This window comes from Bradyrhizobium sp. RDI18, from assembly GCF_043203335.1.
Taxonomy (GTDB): Bacteria; Pseudomonadota; Alphaproteobacteria; order Rhizobiales; family Xanthobacteraceae; genus Bradyrhizobium; species Bradyrhizobium retamae.
Window position 1 is genome coordinate 5,733,276 of record NZ_JBICRN010000008.1, and the last position, 18,683, is coordinate 5,751,958.

Below are 18,683 nucleotides of genomic sequence, written 5' to 3' on the forward strand. Positions count from 1 at the left end.
TCAGGCCCGGAACGGCACGGCTGTGGGCATGCGCGGGCGGTCGGTAGGCTCCTGCACGATAAGACCGTCCTCGATCTCGACGATGCGATCGGCGTAGGGGACCACGCGCGGATCGTGGGTAACGACCAGCACCGCCCGCTCACGCTCATGGGCGGTATCGGCGAGAATACGCATGATGCTTTGGCCGTTTTTTCCATCCAGTGCTCCGGTCGGCTCATCGGCAAGAACGACGGAAGGGTTTGCGACGAGAGCCCGCGCGATCGCGACCCTTTGCTGCTCGCCGCCGCTGAGCCCGCCCGGCAAACTGTTCACCTTTTGCTCGAGCCCGACCATTGCAAGGGCGTCCCGCGACTTCTGCGCAGCGCGCCTGCCGTGCTCGCCACGAATATCCAGCGCCAATTGCACGTTCTGGGTCGCGGTCAGCGTCGGGAACAAATGATAGGACTGGAATACGAAACCAACATGCTCGCGCCGAATCCTGGCGAGCGCTTCCTTGTCGGCGTCGGCTGTCGGCGTCCCGCATACGGTGACGCTGCCCGAACTCGGCGTCAGCATGCATCCGAGGACCAACAGCAGCGTGGTCTTGCCGCTGCCCGAGGGGCCCATCAGCAACGTCAGCTCGCCCCGCCGCAGCGCGAGATCGATGCCTCGCAATGCGTGCACCTCGCCGGCGCCGCGACCCAGCGTCTTCTCGACCGACTTGGCTTCGACGACATGGTCATTCATCGCATGAACACCGTGGCTGGATCGATACGAACGACACGGATGATTGCCCCAATGCCGGATGCTACGCACATCACCACCGTCAGCGCGAACAACGCCGCCATCAGCCATGGCGTGATGACAATCGGCAACGCGCTCTTGGCGGTCATCTGGACGACGATCGAGCCGATCCCGGCGGCGATCGCAAATCCGATCACGGCGTTGATGAGTGCCTGATAGATGATCACGGTGTAGATATAGGCGTTCGAGGAACCCATCGCGCGGAGGGTGGCGAACTCATTCAGATGATCCTTGGTGCTGGAGTAAAGCGTCTGCGCGACGATCACGGTGCCGACGATCACTCCGAGCAATGCGCCGGCAAACAGCGCGGCTCCGGCCCCCGTGCCAAACAGCCAGAACGACCGGCTGCGGCTTCGGAAATCGTCCGACGTGAGAACCTCTGCATCGCCAACCTCCGCGCGAATGGCGCTGAGCGCCTTCTCCCGATCGGCATCGCTTTTCAGCCGAACCAGAACGCTGCTGGCGCGATCACGCGGCGTTCCGGTGTAGTTGCGCGCGTTTTTCAAGTCCACAAACACGTACGGCGTCGTAGCGAACGAGCGGATTCCGTCGGTGACCGCGACCACGCGCACCTTGCGGCCACGGATTTCTGCCGTCGAGCCGACGCCGCTGACACCAAGCCGGTCAAAATAGGAGCGGTCGACCGCAACGTTCGCCCCTTGCGTCAACGCCTGCACGTTGCCGTCCACGACGTTGAACGGTTGCAGGCTGCCGTCGCGCAGGTCGGCGCTCACAATGAAGACCGGCGTCACCTCGCCGCGCTCCAGGCGCCAGTCCGAGAAGCCGATCACGAGCGGGACGGCCCAGCTAACGCCCTCCATGGTTGCGACGCGATCGCGCAGCTTGACGTCGAGCAGCGAAGGATCCTCGAAGCATTTGGCGCCCTTGGGCAGGATCCACAAATCGGCCGAGGCATTGTCGATCATGGTCGTGACCATTCGGCCGAACCCGAGGAACAGGCCCATCTGGATCATGACGAGGACGACCGAGAAGACGATTCCGACCATGGTCGCGACGAAGCGAAGCCGATCGTGGAACAGGTTGCGGGACGCAAGTGTCAGTACCAGCGACATGTCGGCATCCGTTATCGCGGTTGATTGGCGATGGCTCTCTCGTCTCGTGGCTCGGAATGGCGCGAAATGAGAACTCTCACGCCGATTTTTATTCCGGCGCTTGCAGCCAGACTTGCGGCGAGCGCGGCGGTAAAAACGATCGTCGCCTTGCCGATCGCGTTGAGATCGACATCAAGCAACGCGTATTGCAGCCACACGACCACGGCGTAATGCAGCAGATAGATGCTGTAGGCATTGCTGGACAGGCTATCGAGCAGGCGGTCGCGCGATTGCAGCAGCCGAAGGCTGATCGCGAGCAGACACAGAGCGGCGGCCGCGGAAGCAACTGGAAACGCCAGCGCCGAAGCCAGTCGAAAGAGCGGCGCGCTCGCCTGCCACTCCGGCATGGTCAGCGATGTGAGCCCGCCCCATAGGGACATGCTAGCGATGGCGGCCGCAAGCCAGGCCAGCCAATGACGTGCAAGCGGACCATCGGGACGCAGTATGCTGTGCTCGGGGCCGTGGCTGCCAATCGCAAATCCGGCGAAGAAATAGACCACGTAGTGCAGCGGCCGGCTGAGCTGAAATGAAAATGGGCCGAGAAAAGTCCACTCCCACGGTGTGAAGGCCATCGCCAGCGGCACATAGGCCAGCGCAGAGAGCGCCGCCAGCCCAATGAAGAACACTAGCGGGCGATCGGCAACGCGGGCGACGAGTGCGCTCAATGCCCGAAGCCAATGCGGGGCGAACGCGTGGACGGCGGCTGCAACGGCGCCCAGCAGAAAGATCTGCCACAAAAACCATTGCGGCCCGGCAGGCCACATCGGAAGCGCGCGCCAGTGTTGCCAAAAGGTGCTGAAGGAGGGATCGGCCGCGGTCAACCGATAGGACGCGAAGTAGGTGAGAGGGCTGAGAACGCCGACGGCAAAAACGAACGGCAGGCCGATCCGCCACGAGCGCTCCAAGGTGTAGGTGCGAGGCCCCTTGCGGCCGAGGCTGGACGGCGTGAACAGACCGGCCAGCAAAAACATCAGCGACATCAGGCTGACATCCTGCCACGCGCAGAACAGGTCGAAGCCGAACCAGCGCTGGTTATCGAGGATTGGGAATGCAATCCAGCGATAGGGCGGTGCGTCGAACGGAAAGGGATCGGCCGGTTGCGATGCGAGGTACGGCAGCATGGAGTGAAATGCGACCACGATGACGATGGTAATCGCGCGCAAGTTGCTGAGGGGCACATTGACCCGTGGTGACACGGCCATTCGTCCACGCTGCCATCCCACTGATTTGGGAACCGGCATGGGTTCAACGTGGAGCCGGCGCGCTCGTTCCTGCTAACGTGCGGAACTCTGCCCCTTCCGGAGCGTACCCCCAGCCGGGCTGGCCCTGGGATTTACCGCGATGCCGACCTCGCCGCCGGCGTCACGCGCCAGATCGTGTTGCCGACATCGTCAGCCACCAGCAGCGCGCCGTGCTTGTCGAGCCGCACCCCGACCGGGCGGCCCTGCGCCTGGCCCTTGTCGTTGAGGAAACCGGTGAGCACGTCCCGCGGCGCTCCGGATGGCTTGCCGTCCTTGAAGGGGACAAAGATCACCTTGTAGCCGGAAGGGGGCTTGCGATTCCATGAGCCGTGCTGGCCGATGAAGGCGCCGCCCTCCATCTCGGCAGGAAACAGCTTGCCAGTGTTAAACGTCAGCCCGAGCGAGGCAGTATGCGCGCCCAACGCATAATCCGGGGCCATCGCCTTCTGCACGAGATCAGGCCGCCGCGGCTCGACGCGGGTGTCGACATGGTCGCCAAAGTAGCAGTACGGCCAGCCGTAGAACGCGCCGTCCTTCACCGACGTCATGTAGTCCGGCACCAGGTCGTTGCCGATCTCGTCGCGCTCGTTGACGACGACCCAGAGCTCGCCGGTCGCTGGATTCCAGGCCGGGCCATTCGGATTGCGCAGGCCCGAAGCGAACACGCGCCATTGACCGCTGGCGCGATCGACTTCCAGCACCGCGGCGCGATCCTTTTCGGCATCCATGCCGTTTTCACCGACATTGCTGTTGGAGCCGACCGTTGCATAGAGCTTGGTGCCGTCGGGGCTGGCAGTGAGATCCTTGGTCCAGTGATGATTGAGGGGGCCGGCCGGCAGGTCGGCAAGCTTGACGCCGGGCCCGCCGATCTTGGTGTCGCCTTCGCGATAAGGGAATTTCATGATCGCATCGGAATTGGCGACATAGAGCTCGTCGCCGACCAGCACCATGCCGAAGGGCGAGTTCAGCCCGCTTATGAAGGTGGTTCTCAGCTCGGCAACGCCATCGCCGTCGGCATCGCGCAGCAGCGTGATGCGGTTGGCGCTGGGAACGCCGGCGCCGGCCCAGTTCTGCGCCTGCTTGTAGATAAAGCCCTTGATGCTCATGCTGCCGCCCTGCTTCGGCGGCGCGTTGCTCTCGGCGACCAGCACGTCGCCGTTCGGCAGTGTAGACGGTACGCGGATGTTCGAGGTCGAGGGCAAAGGCGCTGACCGTCATGCCGTTTGCGGCGGTCGGCGTGGCGCCGTTCGGCCAACGCTTGACGGTCGCGATGTCCACCGTCGGGATCCAGGAATGTTCCGGTGGCGGCAGGTTGGGCGAAGGACCATAGCTCTGCGCCACGGTCGTGGTCTCCTTGGGGTCGCTACAGGCGGCCAGTGGCAGCGCCAACGCGCCGACGCAGATGGCCAGAAGGAGGGTCTTGCGCATGGCAGGGTTCTCCGGGATATCGCCCGTACAATGCAGTGCCGGCCCGAACGTTCGTGTTCCGGCATGAATTCCCTGTGAAACGGCCGGCCGAAGGCCCGCCACGCAATCCCGCAGGCCCCCATTGCGCCCCGTGCACGTGGAATCGGGCTTCGCCATGCTAGGAAGCAGCGCGCCGCGGTTTGCCCAAGTCCGCGCGCTGGGAGCAGAAATGTCCGATCTCGGCGTTGCCGAAATTCCCGTAGACGAGCGCCCGCTTCCGCCACGGGCGGCGCCGGCGAAAAACGCGCTGCTCGAGGGTCCGATCCTGCGCACGCTGTTGTGGCTGGCCTGGCCGAACGTGATCGCGCTCACCGCGGGCACCTGTGTGGTCATCGCCGAGACCTCCTACATCGGACGGCTCGGCGTGGAGTCGCTCGCCGCCATGGCGCTGGTGTTTCCAACCGTCATCCTGACCATGACCATGTCGGGTGGCGCCATGGGCGGCGGCGTGGCATCCGCGATCGCGCGTGCGCTCGGCGCCGGTGACCTCGATCGCGCCTCGACCCTTGCCGCGCACGCGCTGATGATCGGCCTCTGCTTCGGGCTGGCCTTCATGCTGGGCATGCTGATCTTCGGCCCCAAACTGCTCGAACTGCTCGGCGGCCGCGGCAACGTGCTGACCCAGGCGATCGCTTACACGCAGATCTTCTTCGGCGGCGCCGTGGTGCCGTGGCTGATGAACACGATGTCCGGCATTTTGCGCGGCACCGGCAACATGAAGCTGCCGTCGCTGTTGATGCTGTCGTCGGCGATTTGCCAGATCGTTCTCGGCGGCACGCTGAGCTTGGGGTTCGGCCCGATCCCGCAATTCGGCATGAGCGGCGTCGCGGCCGGTTCGCTGATCGCTTACTCGATCAGCATCTCCGTGATGTCCTGGTATCTGTTTTCCGGCCGCGCGCGCGTCGTTCCCAAGGTCAGGGGTCTTCGTATTCAGTGGTCGATGTTCATCGACATCCTGAAGGTCGGGGTGATCGCCTGCTTCTCGCCGCTTCAGTCGGTGCTGACGATCAGTATCTTCACGCACATGCTGGCGGGTTTTGGCACCGAAGTCCTCGCCGGCTACGGCATCGGCGCGCGGCTCGAGTTCATGCTGACCTCGATCTCATTTGCGGTCGGCATCGCTTCGGTTCCGATGGTCGGCATGGCCGTCGGCGCGCAGCGCATCGCGCGGGCCCGCAAGATTGCCTGGACGGCGGGACTCGTCGCATTCGCCTCGGTCGGCACATTCGCGACCTTCATCGCAATCTTCCCCGACATCTGGGTAAACCTCTTCACATCAGATGCGGCCGTGCGTGCCGCGAGCCGTCAATATCTTTCGACGGCGGCGCCGATGTACGCCTTCCTCGGCCTCGCCACCGCGATGTATTTTTCCTCGCAGGGCGCGGCCAAGGTGATCGGCCCGGTCATGGCGCAGACCGCGCGGCTGTTATTCATCGGCGCCGGTGGCTGGTGGCTGTTGACGCACGACGCCACCGCGCAGAACTTTTTCATGCTGGCGGCAGCCTCCATGGTGCTGCTCGGCGTGCTCTCATGCGCCAGCGTGGTGCTGACGCGCTGGGGGCCGAAGCAGCGGGTGCCCGCGGTCAGCCCGGCGCTGTCGTAACGATCGTCATTGCGAGGAGCGAAGCGACGAAGCAATCCATCCTCGTATCCGGAAGAAATGGATGCTTCGCTTCGATCGCAATGACGGCTTCCGCCTTCGATGCCGCCGCCCTGATCGGCCGCCGCCAACATTGGCCATGAAAGACCACGCCACCTTGCGCCGTTGGCGGCAGGTCAGGCCGCGCCTCGGCCCAACGCCTTCTGCATCGCGGCGAGGCCCAGATCCATCTGCGCGTCCATGTAGGGTGCGATCTCGTTCGGCAGCACGTCGGCGATCCAGACGAAGCGGGTGCGTCCGTCGGCCTCGGCAAACACCTGCGCGGAAGCGCTGTGTTGCCTGATGCGCTCGCTGACAATGGCGTAGACCAGCCGCCGCCGCGTCTCGTCGCAATCGACCAGGATTTCGCGCGCGACCGTGCCGTTCGAAAACGTAACGATGCGCGCGTCGCCGTCGAGCTTGGTGTCGGTCACGAAGCCCGGCACCAGCCGCGTATGCAGCGCGCCGAAGTCGCGCAGCGCGTCCCAGACCTCGTCAGGCTTGGCGTCGATGGTGATTTGCTTGTGGATGGCGGCCATGATGTGAGTCCGTGGTTAAAGAGGATCGATTTTCAGCCGGAGCAAAGCGAATCCATCGCTCCGCTTGCCGTGGCATGGATTGCTTCGTCGCTTCCGCTCCTCGCAATGACGTGGAGAGAGTGGGCACCTTACGTACAAACCGCCTCGACATTGTTGCCGTCGGGGTCGATTAAGAACGCGGCGTAATAGGTCGGGCTGTAATCCGCCCGCGGCCCGGCGCCGCCATTGTCGCGGCCGCCGGCCTTCAGGCCTTCGGCGTGGAATTTCTGGATCGCCGCATGATCCTTGGCGCGGAACGCGACATGCGCGGCGGAGCCTGAAGATCCCTTGTGCAGATGCAGCCAGAGCGCGGGCGCGCCCTTCGGGCCGAAGCCTGCGCCGGAATCATCCCGCGAGCACAGCACGAAGCCGAGGGGTGCGAGCGCTGCCTTGTAGAATCGCACGCTGGCGTCGAGATCGCCTACGCGTAATCCGATGTGGTCGTACATGACATTCTCCAGCAAGAAAGTGCCGCGAACTCGCGCGGCCTGGAGAAAGCCTAGTCAGTGGAGGGCCAGCCGTTCTTGGAAAATCTTGCGCATGCCCCGCGAGGCCTGGCGGAATTTCAGCGGCGAGGCGCCGGCGGCGCGATGGAAGGTGCGCACGAAATTGGAGAGGTCGGCAAAACCGACGTCATAGGCGATGTCGGTGATCGGGCTGTCGTCGTAGGCCAAGCGCCGCGCGGCATGGCGCAGCCGCGAGCGCACCAGATATTGGTGCGGGGTGACGCCGAGCGCTTGCGAGAACAGCCGCAGGAAATGGAACGGGCTGATCCCGGCCTCGGCCGCGGCGTCCTCCAGGTTGATCTGACGGTGCGAATTGGCATCGATCCACAGAGCGGTTTCCACCGCGCGGCGGCGGTCGCGCGCCGCATCGGGGCCGGATTTGCGCGGCCTGCCGGAAACCACCTCGACAAAGCGGCTCGCCAGCACCTGTCCGATCTCGTCGAGGCCGATGTCGCTGCTGCCATCTGCTGCCGCTTGCGCCAGTTCGCCGAGCACGACGAGCTCCGGCAGTGGCGGCGCGGAGCCGATCTGCCACGGCGACCGGCTGTCGCCGATGGTTTCCACCAGCTCGGGGGCGAAGAAGAACGACAGGCACTCGTCGCCACAGACGTGCTCGTGGGTACAGGTATATTCGTCGCCGGGATGGCCGATCAGCACCGATCCCACCACCAGTTCGCTGCACTTGCCGCGGCTGCGCAGGCCGAAACTGCCTTTGCGCACATAGGAAATCGAATGACCGCCATGCTGCTCCGCGAACGGCTTGTCGCCCGGCCCCGCGCTACAGCGAAAGTCGAAGACGGATATGGATTTGCGTTCCAGAAGCGTGGTCGCGATCATCCCGCCTACTTAAGGATGCGGGCGCGGCGGTGCAACCGGGGGAAGTTGACAGCGAGCAAGAGGCCAATGGAACAGCTTGGCGAATGGCGCGCGGTCGGCTAATCATGGGGCGCGACCCGCGGGCGTAGTTCAATGGTAGAACGGCAGCTTCCCAAGCTGCATACGAGGGTTCGATTCCCTTCGCCCGCTCCAACCCATGCGGGTGGATTAGCCGCAGGCGCAATCCAGCGATAACGCGACGATGGCGGACTACGCCTTCGGCTAACCGCCAATCCGCAAACGTAAGCGTGATTGCGACGATGAGTGCAGTCCGCATTTCAGCTTCCCCGTGTTTCTACGGTTGAGGGCTCGCTCGACGGTAAACCGGCGCTGACGAAGAACGCCGAGAGTTTCTCCGCTGCACTGGTAGGACCTTCGACTCGTTCCGCACGAACAGGAAAGCAACAGTCTTGCCTGAAAGAGTTAGCCGCTCAGAAAATGGGCTCCCATTTTTTTTGGAATCTGGCCTCCTTAGTTGCCGGAGAGTTCGTGTGATTCGCGAATTAATGACAGTCCAGAATGGAGGCTGCCATGAAAGCGTTCGGTCGCGTGCTAACGATGTTCGGTATTCTCCTGGTGTCTTTTCGTGCTGACGCTCACGATGCGTCGATGCCGCACCACGAGTGGTTCAACAGACAGGAAATGAACCCTGCCGCCCAACACCGGCTCGGTGTTCCATGGAAATCGTGTTGCGACAACGGCGATGTATTCAAAACACGCTTTCGCGTCGCAGACGACCATTCGGACCAGTGGCAATACCTCAAAGACGGCCAATGGAAAGTCATCCCACCCGACATCATCAAGTCTGAAGACACGCCAGATCATTTGCCCGTGCTGTTCATAAACAAGAGGACCGGCGACGAGCTCTGCTTCTTCGTGCCGAAGGGTGGATTGTGATGCCTTAGACCTGGCGCCAGCTCGACCCGTCGATTACGGGCAACAGAAGCCTATCTTTCACCGGCGATCACGCGTAGGGTCGCCTCGTCGCAAGACGATGGCGCTGAACCTTAGAGTGGACTGCGGGCAGACCCGGGGGCAGTACCCGGCGCCTCCACCTTAGCAGCTTGAGCTTAAGGGTCTCATCTCGGTGAGATCGATTCTGCCGAAAGGTGAATCCCAGGGCTGCTAAGGCGGGGGCGAACCAGGATCGATGGTCGCAAAGAAGCTCTGAATTGTGCTCGGCATGATACCGCCGTTATCGGGTCAAAAACCTAAATGCAAACGATAACGTTGCATTGAACGAAGTGCGCCTCGCGGCGTAACCGTTCGGGGTTGGTCCACCTAGCAACAGAACGGCCATCGCCGCGTCAGCCCACGGGTTGGCGCGGCTTTTATTGTTGCCCAGCCGCTTTCTCGCTCGTTGCCTTCAACTTCCGTCCCTGCCGTGTTAGGCATGAGTTGTCGCAACAAGGAGTGAGCGTTGACCCAGGCGATCACGTCCGCTGACACCTCCCGCAACAATCTGCTAATGGTCGCCGCCGGCGGCGTCATCTCCGGCATCCTCACCCCGCTGCTACCGGCGTTGATCGACCAGATCGTCGGCTTGCCCGGCCAGTTTCGTATTTCGCTGATCGCGGTGCCGTTCGCCGTGCTCGTCTTCATTCTGGTGCGGCGCTTCAGCGCCAATCCGCTTTGGGCAGCCTTGCTTGCCGCCATCATCACCATGGTTGCGTTCGTCTGCGCGGTGAACGCGGCCATCTTTATCGAGGGGCAGACCGTGGGGGCGGCTACGGTCATGCGCTATCTGCTCGCCGGATTGACCGGCGGCCTAGTCGGCACCGCCGTGATGGCGCTCGGAATCGGCCTGCTGCCGGCAGGACCGCGCATCGCCGCGGCGTGGTGGCCGATGCTGATCACGGGCACGCTCACCGGCACGCTGCTGGCGCTCGACAATGCGCTCGGCCTCGACCAGATCTCATTCCTCTATTCGGTCTGGCAGGCGGCGGTCGCGGTGCGGTTGGTAATGGCGCTGCGGTCGTGACGGCCAAGAGCCACATGCAGCCCCGTAGTTCTACCGGGCTGCATTGAAGCCTGCATTAAGGCTGCCTTAGCCGAGTTCCGCCTACGTTGACCGCTCCCTCGCGCAGCGGAATCACAAAATGCGGATCGGTCGACTCTTTGCGGTATCGATGCTCTCGGTGACGGTCCTGGCGGTCGTCCTTGGCGCCGGAGTCCTTGTCCCGCAATCCCGTACCTTTGCCAGCAAGAGCGAGGCGATCAAGACCGTGGAGGCCTATGGCGCGGTGCTGGCGGTTGGCCAGCAGGTCGCCGGCTATCGGGCGCCCTATGTCGGCCCGCTGTTCCAGGAAACGGCCGCGACACCCGCGCAGATGGAAGTTGCTGCGAAAGCGGTGCAGGCGGCCGATGCAGCGTTCGCCAAGGCGCGGACGGTGGTGGGCGCGCTCAACGATGGCGCAGCGATCGTCCAGGGCCTGAACCAGGCGGCGGCCAAGCTTGCCGAGGTTCGCGCGGCGAGCGATCGCGCGCTGAGCCTGCCGATGAGCGGGCGCGACCCGGCGGCGGTCAAGGGCTTTCTGCCGGGCATTGCCGCCGTTGTCGGAATCCTCGAGCCGCTGTTGAACCGGCTGGAGAACCAGGTGGCGATGGCGGATGCGTCGCTGACGGCGCTGCTGAATGTCGCCCGCACCGCGCAGGATCTGCGGATCTCCGCCGGCGGCCGCGCCGCCACCATGTCGCTTGCGATCAGCACCCGCCGTCCAGTAACGGCGGCTGAAATATCCACCATGGACCGCGCCCAAGGCCGTGTCGATCTCGACCGCGAACGGATCGAGGCCGGTGTGGATCAGATCGGCAGTCCGCCGCGTCTCGCCAAGGCGATGCACGACGCCATCGATGCCTATTTCGGAAAGGCCGCGCCATGGCTTGAAAAAGTGATGGCGGCCGGCCGCAACGACGGAAATTACGGGATCGGCTCTAATGAACTCGCCAGCACGATCGTGCCGGCTGTGCAGGCCTTCTTCGCGGTGCGCGATGCGGCGCTCGCGGAAGCCGCGGAGCGTGCAGGGGCCGCGCGCGATGGCGCGCTCACGATGCTGGCGCTGGCGAGTATTGCGGTCGTGGCGCTGCTCGCCGTGCTTGCCGGCGTCACGGTGATGCTGCGGCGGCGCGTGATCACGCCGCTGGCAAACTTGACCAGCGTGGTCGGCGAACTCGCCGCCGGCCGGCATGACGTCACGATCCCGACCATCGAGCGTGCCGACGAAATCGGTGCCATGGCGGGCTCGCTTCAGATTTTCAAGGACGCCCTTATCGCCAAACAGGCCGCCGACGAGGCGGCCGCGGTGGAAGCCGATGTAAAAATCCAGCGCGGCCAGCGCGTCGACCGGATCACCAGCGATTTCGAGGCAATGATCGGCGAGATCATCGAGATCGTGTCACAGGCGTCGACCGAGCTGGAAGCCTCCGCCGGCACGCTGACCGCAACCGCGGAGCGTTCCGAAGAGCTGACTACCGTGGTTGCGGCGGCATCCGAAGAAGCCTCCACCAACGTGCAATCGGTGGCATCCGCCACCGAAGAGATGGCGTCGTCGGTCAACGAGATCAGCCGTCAGGTCCAGGGCTCGGCGCGCATTGCCAGCGAGGCGGTGGAGCAGGCGCAGAAGACCAATGACCGCGTTGCCGAGCTCGCCAAGGCTGCCGCCCGCATCGGCGACGTGGTGGAGCTGATCAACACCATCGCGGGCCAGACCAACCTCTTGGCGCTGAATGCTACCATCGAAGCGGCGCGCGCGGGCGAGGCGGGGCGCGGTTTTGCGGTGGTCGCCTCTGAAGTGAAGGCATTGGCCGAGCAGACCGCGAAAGCGACCGGCGAGATCAGCCAGCAGATATCGGGCATCCAGGCGGCGACGCAGGAATCGGTCGGCGCCATCAAGGAGATCGGCGATACCATCGGACGGATGTCGGAGATTGCCGCCACCATCGCGGTCGCCGTCGAGGAGCAGGGCGCGGCGACCCAGGAAATATCCCGCAATGTACAGCAGGCCGCGAACGGCACGCAGCAGGTCTCTGCCAACATCACGGACGTACAGCGCGGTGCCAGCGAGACCGGCTCCGCCTCCGCCCAGGTGCTATCAGCAGCAAAATCGCTGTCCGGCGAAAGCGACCGGCTGAAGCGCGAGGTCGGCAAATTCCTCAGCTCGGTGCGCGCCGCCTGAGCCGCTTCGCCAGCGGCTACGGCGCAATCGTCAGCACCGCCTTCATGTTAGGATGGTAGCGGCAGTAATATTCGACGCTGCCGGCCTTCGTCAGCACCGACGTCACCGTCTTCTTCGGCGGCGTGGCGATATCGAAATCGCCGTTGCGCGCGGTCGCGGTGTGGGCGAACACGTCCATGTTGATCCATTCGATGGTGTCGCCGACCTTGGCAGACACCTCGGCCGGCGCGAACACCAGATTGTCGATCATGATCTGGATCGTCGCTGCATGCCCCGGGACGACCACCGCGCCAAGCAGCAGGGCAGCGGCGAGCGGCAGATATCGTCCCGGACGCATGGCGGCCTCCTACTTCAGCTTGGCGGCGACTTGTTCGGCGTGCTGCTGGTGGCCTTGAAAAATCTTTAGGCCGGTTTGCAGCAGGCTCTTCAGCTCGGCATTGCTGGCTGATGGAATCAATTGCGTCTCCAGCGCGCTGTTGACGGCCTTGTGGTAGGCGACCTCGTTGGCGAGATAGGCCTTGTCGTATTCGGCGCCTTTCAACTTGTCGAGCTCGGCGAGCTTTTCGGTGGCCTGCTTCGACAGCGTCTTGCTGGTGTCGTTGTCCTCCGGTGTGACCTTCAGCTTCTTGACCAGGTCGAGCGCCTGCTTGTTCACGGTCTCATGGTCGCGCACCATGTCTTGCGCGAACGCCTTGACGTCCTTGTGGCTGGCTTTCGCGATCGCCTGCTTGGCGGCGTTGATGTCGATGACGCCCGCCGTGTAGGCGATATGCGCGATCTGGGGATCGGTGGGTTTTGCGCCTTGCGCCAGCGCGGCGCTGCCAAGAAGGCTCAACGCGGCGATCGCCGCACTCAATCGTATGAACATGGTTTGATACTCCTGTGGCGCGCGGAACCAATGCCGCGCGTTGATGAACAGGAGTTGGATGGGCGTGGAGTGCAGAGGTTCCCGGAAAAGTTAGTCGAAGCCCAGCCGCTTCAGCACGGTGTGCGTCAACCGCTCGCAGCGCCGGCCGGCAAAGGGAATGCCTCCATCACCACGGGACCGATCTTGTTCTCGACGATGTCGCGCAGCATGGTACGGGCGCGGTGCAATCGGGTTTTTACCGTCTCCGGCTTCAGCCCGAGAATTTCGGCGGTCTCTTCCACATTCATTCCCTCGATCACGCGGGTGATGAAGACGAGACGGAACGCTTCCGGCAATTCGTCGATGGCGTGTTCGACGACATGCTGAATTTCACGCTGGGCCATGGATTTTTCCGGATCGTCGGCGGCAAGAGGAAACTGGATGATCTGGGCCTCCAGCGCGCCCTGCGGCAATGAGTCCAGTTCGACGGCGGGCCGCTGGCGGCGCAGCCGGCCGAGCGCCTCATTCATGGTGATCCGCGACAACCACGTCGACAGGCTGGAATCACCGCGAAAGTTTTCCAGATGGGTGAAGGCACGGACATAGGCCTCCTGCACGACGTCTTCGGCCTCGCCATCGTTGCGCAGAATGCCGCGGGCGAGCCGGTACAGCCTGCGATTATTCGCCTGCATGATCGCGCGCACCGCCGCCTCGTCGCGGGCCAGCGCGCGGCGCACCAACTCGGCGTCGCCGGTATCGAGGCGCGCGGTGTCCGGTATGTGGGCCTGGTGCATGATTTCCACCAATAACAGGGTATTGGGATTGGATGCTGCAGGAGCCAGCAGGTTCCCGAAATAATTTCGGCTGCATGGACGGGCCAAACGTCAGCGTGCCAGCCATTCGGCATGACGCTTTGGCTCCGAGCCTTTCAATTTTGCGATAGAAGCCATGTCCACATTCAAATTCCTCGAACTCTCGCCGCGATCTATTCTGACGTCAACCAACCCTTGGAATCGCGGAGGAAATTGAGCCCGATGGCGGAAGCAGCAAAATCACGCGCCGGGGCCGCACCGGCGCTGCCGACGTGGCCGGACGAGATCTACCGCGTGCTCAAGGAGGCCGGCATTCGCCAGGTCGCGATGGTTCCGGACGCCGGCCACAGCCGCCTGATCCGCTCCTTCGAGGCCGATCCCGAGACTCGCGTCGTCACGCTGACGACGGAGGAAGAGGGCGTGGCGATGCTGGCGGGCGCGTGGCTCGGCGGCGAGCGCGGCGTGCTGTTGTTGCAGTCGAGCGGCGTCGGCAATTGCATCAACATGCTGTCGCTGCCCGTCATCTGCCACATGCCGTTATTGATGATCGTCACCATGCGCGGCGATTGGGGCGAGTTCAATCCCTGGCAGATTCCGATGGGCCAGGGCACGCGGCCCTCGCTGGAGGCCATGGGCGTGATCGTGAACAAGGTCGACGAGCCTGATCTCGTCGCCTCCACCGTGCAGGGCGCGGCGAACCTCGCCTTCAACACCTGGAAGCCGGTGGCAGTCCTGATCGGCCAGCGCGTGCTTGGCGCCAAGAATTTCAAGGAGCTTGCCCGCAAATGAGCAATCCGAACGCGCTTCTGCATCGCCGCGACGTCGTCAACGAATTGTTGCGCGACCGCGCCGATCTCCTCGTCATCGCCGGGCTCGGCGCGCCGAACTGGGACGTCTCCGCCGCCGGCGACCATCCGAACAATTTTCCGCTCTGGGGCGCCATGGGTGCCGCCTCGATGATTGGGCTTGGGCTGGCGCTGGCGCAGCCCAAGCGCAAGGTGCTCGTCATCACCGGCGACGGCGAGATGCTGATGAATATCGGCTCGCTCGCCACGATCGCGGTCGAGGCGCCGAAGAATCTCACGATCGCCGTTCTCGACAACGAGCGCTTCGGCGAGACCGGCATGCAGAAAACCCCGACCGCGTCAGGGTCGACCTCGCCGCCATCGCGACCGCCTGCGGCATCCGCACCTCGCGCATTGTTCGCACGATGGCGGAAGTCACCGAACTGCGCGACCTCGCGCATGAAGGGCGAGGAACGGTTTTCGCGCAGATCAAGATCAATCCCGAGGCGCTGGTGTTCGTGATGCCGCCTGCCGACGGCGTCATCCTGACGACGCGCTTCCGGCAATCGGTGTTGGGAGACGAGGCGCTGTATAATTAAGGCGCAGCTACGCTGTCATGCTGATCTTCAAAGCCCTTCCCGGGAAAGCTGTTGAATCTCGGATACGATCAGCGCCGCGATCGTCGTCGTTGCGATCGACGGCGGGTGGGCGATCGGCGAAGCCAAAATCAGTTCGCGCGACACCGCGGGACTGACTGCGGCCATCTCCAGCCGTTTCGTCGCCACCTCGGTGCGGATCGCCGAGGGCGGCAGCAGCGTATAGCCGAGCCCTTCCTCCATCAGGCTGATCTGGGCGCGGTAGGAATCGACCTCGATCATGGCCTCTAACTTCAGTTTTTCGCGCGCCAGCGCCTTCTCCAAGAGCGCGCGCAGACCATGCGAGATGCTTGGCAGGATCAGCTTCTGCTTCACCAGCCACTTCAGATCGACCTGCTTGCGCTTGTTCAGCCCCGACCCCGGCGGCCCGACAGCGACGATATCCTCGCGGCCGATCGACTGGACCTGAAGATGGAGATCGACCGCCGGACCATAGATGATCGCGAGATCCATCTCGCCGCGGTGCAGCCATTCGACCAGGTGCCCGCCATAGCTCTCCACGATGCGCAGCGAGACATCGGGAAACTCGTTGAGGACGCGGCGGGCAAACCGTCCGGACAGGACAGCGCTGACCGTCGGCACCAGCCCGAGAATGACCCGGCCCGACGGGTTGCCGTTCGCCGATTTGAGGTCGTCGCTGACCTGCTCGATCTGGCGGATCAGGCCGGTGGTGCGGTCGAGCAGCATCCGGCCCGCGCTGGTCAAGAGCATGCCGCGCCCGTTGCGGACGAACAGCTCGACGCGAAGCTCGTGCTCGAGCAGCTTGATGTGGCGGCTCAGCGCCGGCTGCGCGGCACGCAGCCGGTCGGCGGCCTTGCTCAGGCTTCCAAGTTCGGCTACGGCCCGGAAAGTCCGCAGTTGTTTGAGATCCATCGAGTGCCCAGAGTGCCTGTTATGCAAGCGATCATATGCCGTTTTCGGAATCTCCGTCCATGACCATACCCTCAGTTACCCCCTCGCAAGTCCGCGCCGCGCTGCTGCTGCGCGAGGAAATCGCGCTGCTCGATGTCAGGCACGAGGCGGTGTTCGCCACCGGTCATCCCCTGTTTGCCGCCAACATGGCGGCCGACCGGATCGCGCTCGAAGCGGAGACGCGGCTGCCGCGCAGGGACGTGCCGATCGTGATCTATGACGCCGGTGAGGGCCTCGTCGGCGCAGCGGCGGACCGCCTGAATGCATTGGGCTACACCAATGTCCGCCAGCTCGACGGCGGGCTGCAGGGCTGGAAGTCGGCGGGCTATGAGGTGTTCGAGGACGTCAATTCCTACGCCAAGGCCTTCGGCGAACTGGTCGAGTCGCGGCGGCACACGCCTTCGCTCGCCGCCGAGGAAGTCGGCGCCCTGATTGCGAGCGGAGCCAATATCGAGATACTCGATGTCCGCCGCTTCGATGAATACGCCACCATGAACATCCCGGGCTCCATCAGCGTGCCCGGCGCCGAACTGGTGCTGCGCGCCGGCCGCGCCGCGCCGGATCCCGAGACCATCATCATCGTCAATTGCGCAGGCCGCACCCGCTCGATCATCGGCACCCAGTCGCTGATCAATGCCGGCGTCGCGAACAAGGTGCGGGCGCTGCGCAACGGCACCATCGGCTGGACGCTGGCCAAACAACATCTCGAACATGGCAGTGACAGGCGCGGCGAGGTCGGTGCCATCAAAGGCGGCGAAGCCAATGCTCGCGACGTCGCCTATCGCGCCGGCGTCCGGCATATCGGATCAGAAGAAATGGCGGCGTTGCAGGCGCGGGCCAACCGTACGCTCTACTGCTTCGACGTCCGCTCGGAGGAGGAATACACGGCTGGCCATATCAGGGGCTTCCGCCATTACGCCGGCGGGCAATTGGTGCAGGAAGTCGATATGGCGGCGCCGGTGCGCGGCGCCCGGATCGTGCTGACGGACAATATGAGCGTGCGCGCCGACATGACGGCGTCCTGGCTGGCGCAAATGGGCTGGGAGACTTACGTGCTCGAAGGGGGCTACGACGCCACGCTGGAAATCGGGCCGCCGCGCGTGATCCCAAAACCCGATCCGTCACATCGCTATCGCCGGCCCTATGAGGGCACCGATGTCAAGGAAAGCGCGATGCAGGCTTATCTCGACTGGGAATACGGCCTCGTCGAGCAGCTCCGCCGCGACGGCACGCACGGATTCTTCGTGATTTGAGATCGCGCAGGCGGAGCGGACTTGTCTCGCCGTAGCTCGAAGAGCGAGGGGGCGATACCCATCATTCATCCGCGCCGAAACTGGCCAGCTTCTCCGCCGAATAATTCTCGCCGATCGACATCGCGCAAATCCGCGAAAGCTGTACATAAGGAAGGCCGGTCTCCTCCGCCCATGCATTGAATTGCGCCTGCACCTTGGCGAGATCGCGCTTGGAGGTAACCGTCTCCGCAATGTCGAGCCCGGCATCGCGCAGGCACAGCACGACGTCTCCGGAGGTAACGAATCCGTCCCAGCCGAGGAAACGCAGCATCATCTGCCCGGTATTGCCGCCGAGCCGGCTGCCGCGCTTGGCCAGCAGTTCCAGCAATCCGGCCTGGTCCGACGACGGCCAATTCGCAAGGAACTTGCCGAAGCTGCCGTGCTCCTTCGCAACGTCGCGGACGAAACCGGCATTGGCGCGCACCGACATGATCTTGGCGCCGTTGCGCACGATGCGGGTGTCCTTCATCAGGCTGTCCCAGAAATCATCCGGCTGCAGCGTCAGCGGCCCGGGCTTGAAGCCGAGAAACGCTTTCTCGAATCCCGGCCATTTGCTCTCGATCACGCTCCAGGCAAAGCCCGCGCAGAATACCCGCTTGGTCATTTCGGCGAGAATCCGGTCGTCGCCGAGCTTGGCGAGCGCCTTCGGGTCCGGCTTGGCCAGCAGCAGCTTGGCGAGTGCCTTCGGCCCGCCCTTGCGCTTCTCGGCACGGGCGCGGATGGTCTTGAACGCGGTCACGGTGCATGGCCCCATATGCTTAAGTTGAAAACCACGGCTGAAATACCCGGAAAGCCCTAGTGTAGCGGATCATCCCGGAATTCCCAGCGGGCAGCCTGGAAGGTTAACCGTCGCAGAAGTGATCGGCTGACCTGCAAAGAATGGATGGCGTCCTGGCTGGATTTCGCCTAAAGCATCCCCACCTCATTCAAATCCGTCAGGCCGTGCGGCTGCGCGTCGTCAATGCGCAGCTTTTTAAGTCATTTCGGTTCGAGGCGCCCTTT

16 protein-coding genes, 1 tRNA gene, 1 other RNA gene and 3 pseudogenes are annotated in these 18,683 nt (G+C 63.8%); 9 read left to right on the plus strand and 12 right to left on the minus strand.

The window, feature by feature from the left end; translation table 11 throughout:
- The 4 genes and pseudogenes from ACFXS9_RS36730 to ACFXS9_RS36745 form a co-directional block, all read right to left on the minus strand.
- Nucleotides 1–726, minus strand: a complete 726-nt coding sequence (locus tag ACFXS9_RS36730) for an ABC transporter ATP-binding protein (RefSeq protein ID WP_392697987.1) — start codon at nt 724–726, stop codon at nt 1–3.
- Complete coding sequence (locus tag ACFXS9_RS36735) at nt 723–1,856, minus strand: ABC transporter permease (protein WP_392697990.1); 1,134 nt, start codon at nt 1,854–1,856, stop codon at nt 723–725. Before ACFXS9_RS36735 ends, ACFXS9_RS36730 begins: the two co-directional genes overlap by 4 nt.
- Nucleotides 1,857–1,867: 11 nt before the next feature.
- Nucleotides 1,868–3,097: an acyltransferase gene (locus ACFXS9_RS36740; protein ID WP_392697993.1), complete on the minus strand. Its 1,230-nt coding sequence runs from the start codon at nt 3,095–3,097 to the stop codon at nt 1,868–1,870.
- 131 nt (nt 3,098–3,228) lie between these two features.
- Nucleotides 3,229–4,564 (minus strand): annotated as a pseudogene (locus ACFXS9_RS36745) (PQQ-dependent sugar dehydrogenase).
- A 208-nt stretch (nt 4,565–4,772) separates the two neighbouring features.
- On the opposite strand from ACFXS9_RS36745, the gene ACFXS9_RS36750 reads away from it, so the two are divergent.
- Nucleotides 4,773–6,206, plus strand: coding sequence for an MATE family efflux transporter (locus ACFXS9_RS36750; protein ID WP_392697995.1), 1,434 nt, complete (start codon nt 4,773–4,775; stop codon nt 6,204–6,206).
- A gap of 173 nt (nt 6,207–6,379) precedes the next feature.
- On the opposite strand, the gene ACFXS9_RS36755 is transcribed toward ACFXS9_RS36750, so the two are convergent.
- The 3 genes from ACFXS9_RS36755 to ACFXS9_RS36765 all read right to left on the minus strand — a co-directional run bounded on the left by ACFXS9_RS36755 (nt 6,380) and on the right by ACFXS9_RS36765 (nt 8,163).
- Nucleotides 6,380–6,781 (minus strand): SRPBCC family protein, encoded by a 402-nt coding sequence (locus ACFXS9_RS36755; protein WP_392697998.1) that lies wholly within the window; start codon nt 6,779–6,781, stop codon nt 6,380–6,382.
- A gap of 128 nt (nt 6,782–6,909) precedes the next feature.
- Nucleotides 6,910–7,269, minus strand: coding sequence for a VOC family protein (locus tag ACFXS9_RS36760; protein ID WP_392698001.1), 360 nt, complete (start codon nt 7,267–7,269; stop codon nt 6,910–6,912).
- 54 nt (nt 7,270–7,323) lie between these two features.
- Nucleotides 7,324–8,163 carry a helix-turn-helix transcriptional regulator gene (locus ACFXS9_RS36765; protein ID WP_392698004.1) on the minus strand — a complete coding sequence of 280 codons (840 nt, stop codon included), beginning with the start codon at nt 8,161–8,163 and terminating at the stop codon, nt 7,324–7,326.
- Nucleotides 8,164–8,281: 118 nt separating this feature from the next.
- Between ACFXS9_RS36765 and ACFXS9_RS36770 the strand changes: the two genes are divergently transcribed.
- From ACFXS9_RS36770 to ACFXS9_RS36790, 5 genes are all read left to right on the plus strand, one after another.
- A tRNA-Gly gene (locus ACFXS9_RS36770) sits at nt 8,282–8,355 on the plus strand.
- 378 nt (nt 8,356–8,733) lie between these two features.
- A complete protein-coding gene (locus tag ACFXS9_RS36775; protein WP_334356556.1) occupies nt 8,734–9,099 on the plus strand; it encodes a hypothetical protein in 366 nt (121 codons plus the stop codon).
- A gap of 47 nt (nt 9,100–9,146) precedes the next feature.
- Nucleotides 9,147–9,506: a transfer-messenger RNA gene (gene ssrA / locus ACFXS9_RS36780) on the plus strand.
- A 116-nt stretch (nt 9,507–9,622) separates the two neighbouring features.
- Nucleotides 9,623–10,183 carry a hypothetical protein gene (locus ACFXS9_RS36785; RefSeq protein ID WP_392698007.1) on the plus strand — a complete coding sequence of 187 codons (561 nt, stop codon included), beginning with the start codon at nt 9,623–9,625 and terminating at the stop codon, nt 10,181–10,183.
- A gap of 118 nt (nt 10,184–10,301) precedes the next feature.
- Nucleotides 10,302–12,377, plus strand: a complete 2,076-nt coding sequence (locus ACFXS9_RS36790; protein WP_392698010.1) for a methyl-accepting chemotaxis protein — start codon at nt 10,302–10,304, stop codon at nt 12,375–12,377.
- A gap of 16 nt (nt 12,378–12,393) precedes the next feature.
- Here ACFXS9_RS36790 and ACFXS9_RS36795 read toward each other — a convergent pair whose 3' ends face one another.
- The 3 genes and pseudogenes from ACFXS9_RS36795 to ACFXS9_RS36805 all read right to left on the minus strand — a co-directional run bounded on the left by ACFXS9_RS36795 (nt 12,394) and on the right by ACFXS9_RS36805 (nt 14,018).
- On the minus strand, nt 12,394–12,714 hold the full coding sequence (locus ACFXS9_RS36795; protein ID WP_392698013.1) for a cupredoxin domain-containing protein: 321 nt from the start codon (nt 12,712–12,714) through the stop codon (nt 12,394–12,396).
- 9 nt (nt 12,715–12,723) lie between these two features.
- A complete protein-coding gene (locus tag ACFXS9_RS36800; RefSeq protein ID WP_392698016.1) occupies nt 12,724–13,245 on the minus strand; it encodes a DUF4142 domain-containing protein in 522 nt (173 codons plus the stop codon).
- A 90-nt stretch (nt 13,246–13,335) separates the two neighbouring features.
- A pseudogene (locus ACFXS9_RS36805) lies at nt 13,336–14,018 on the minus strand (RNA polymerase sigma factor).
- A gap of 240 nt (nt 14,019–14,258) precedes the next feature.
- Here ACFXS9_RS36805 and ACFXS9_RS36810 point away from each other — a divergent pair.
- The gene (locus ACFXS9_RS36810; protein WP_392698019.1) at nt 14,259–14,825 is read left to right on the plus strand and encodes a thiamine pyrophosphate-binding protein; all 567 of its coding nucleotides are present in this window, start codon (nt 14,259–14,261) and stop codon (nt 14,823–14,825) included.
- Nucleotides 14,822–15,420, plus strand: a pseudogene (locus ACFXS9_RS36815) (thiamine pyrophosphate-dependent enzyme). The gene ACFXS9_RS36810 and the pseudogene ACFXS9_RS36815 overlap by 4 nt, the downstream one beginning before the upstream one ends.
- A 27-nt stretch (nt 15,421–15,447) precedes the next feature.
- On the opposite strand, the gene ACFXS9_RS36820 reads toward ACFXS9_RS36815, so the two are convergent.
- Nucleotides 15,448–16,350 (minus strand): LysR substrate-binding domain-containing protein, encoded by a 903-nt coding sequence (locus tag ACFXS9_RS36820; RefSeq protein WP_392698021.1) that lies wholly within the window; start codon nt 16,348–16,350, stop codon nt 15,448–15,450.
- Between the two features lie 59 nt (nt 16,351–16,409).
- Between ACFXS9_RS36820 and ACFXS9_RS36825 the strand changes: the two genes are divergently transcribed.
- Nucleotides 16,410–17,642, plus strand: a complete 1,233-nt coding sequence (locus ACFXS9_RS36825; RefSeq protein ID WP_392698023.1) for a rhodanese-like domain-containing protein — start codon at nt 16,410–16,412, stop codon at nt 17,640–17,642.
- Between the two features lie 61 nt (nt 17,643–17,703).
- Here the strand turns inward: ACFXS9_RS36825 and ACFXS9_RS36830 are convergent, their stop codons facing one another.
- On the minus strand, nt 17,704–18,420 hold the full coding sequence (locus ACFXS9_RS36830) for a DNA-3-methyladenine glycosylase I (RefSeq protein WP_392698026.1): 717 nt from the start codon (nt 18,418–18,420) through the stop codon (nt 17,704–17,706).
- Nucleotides 18,421–18,683 lie beyond the last annotated feature (263 nt).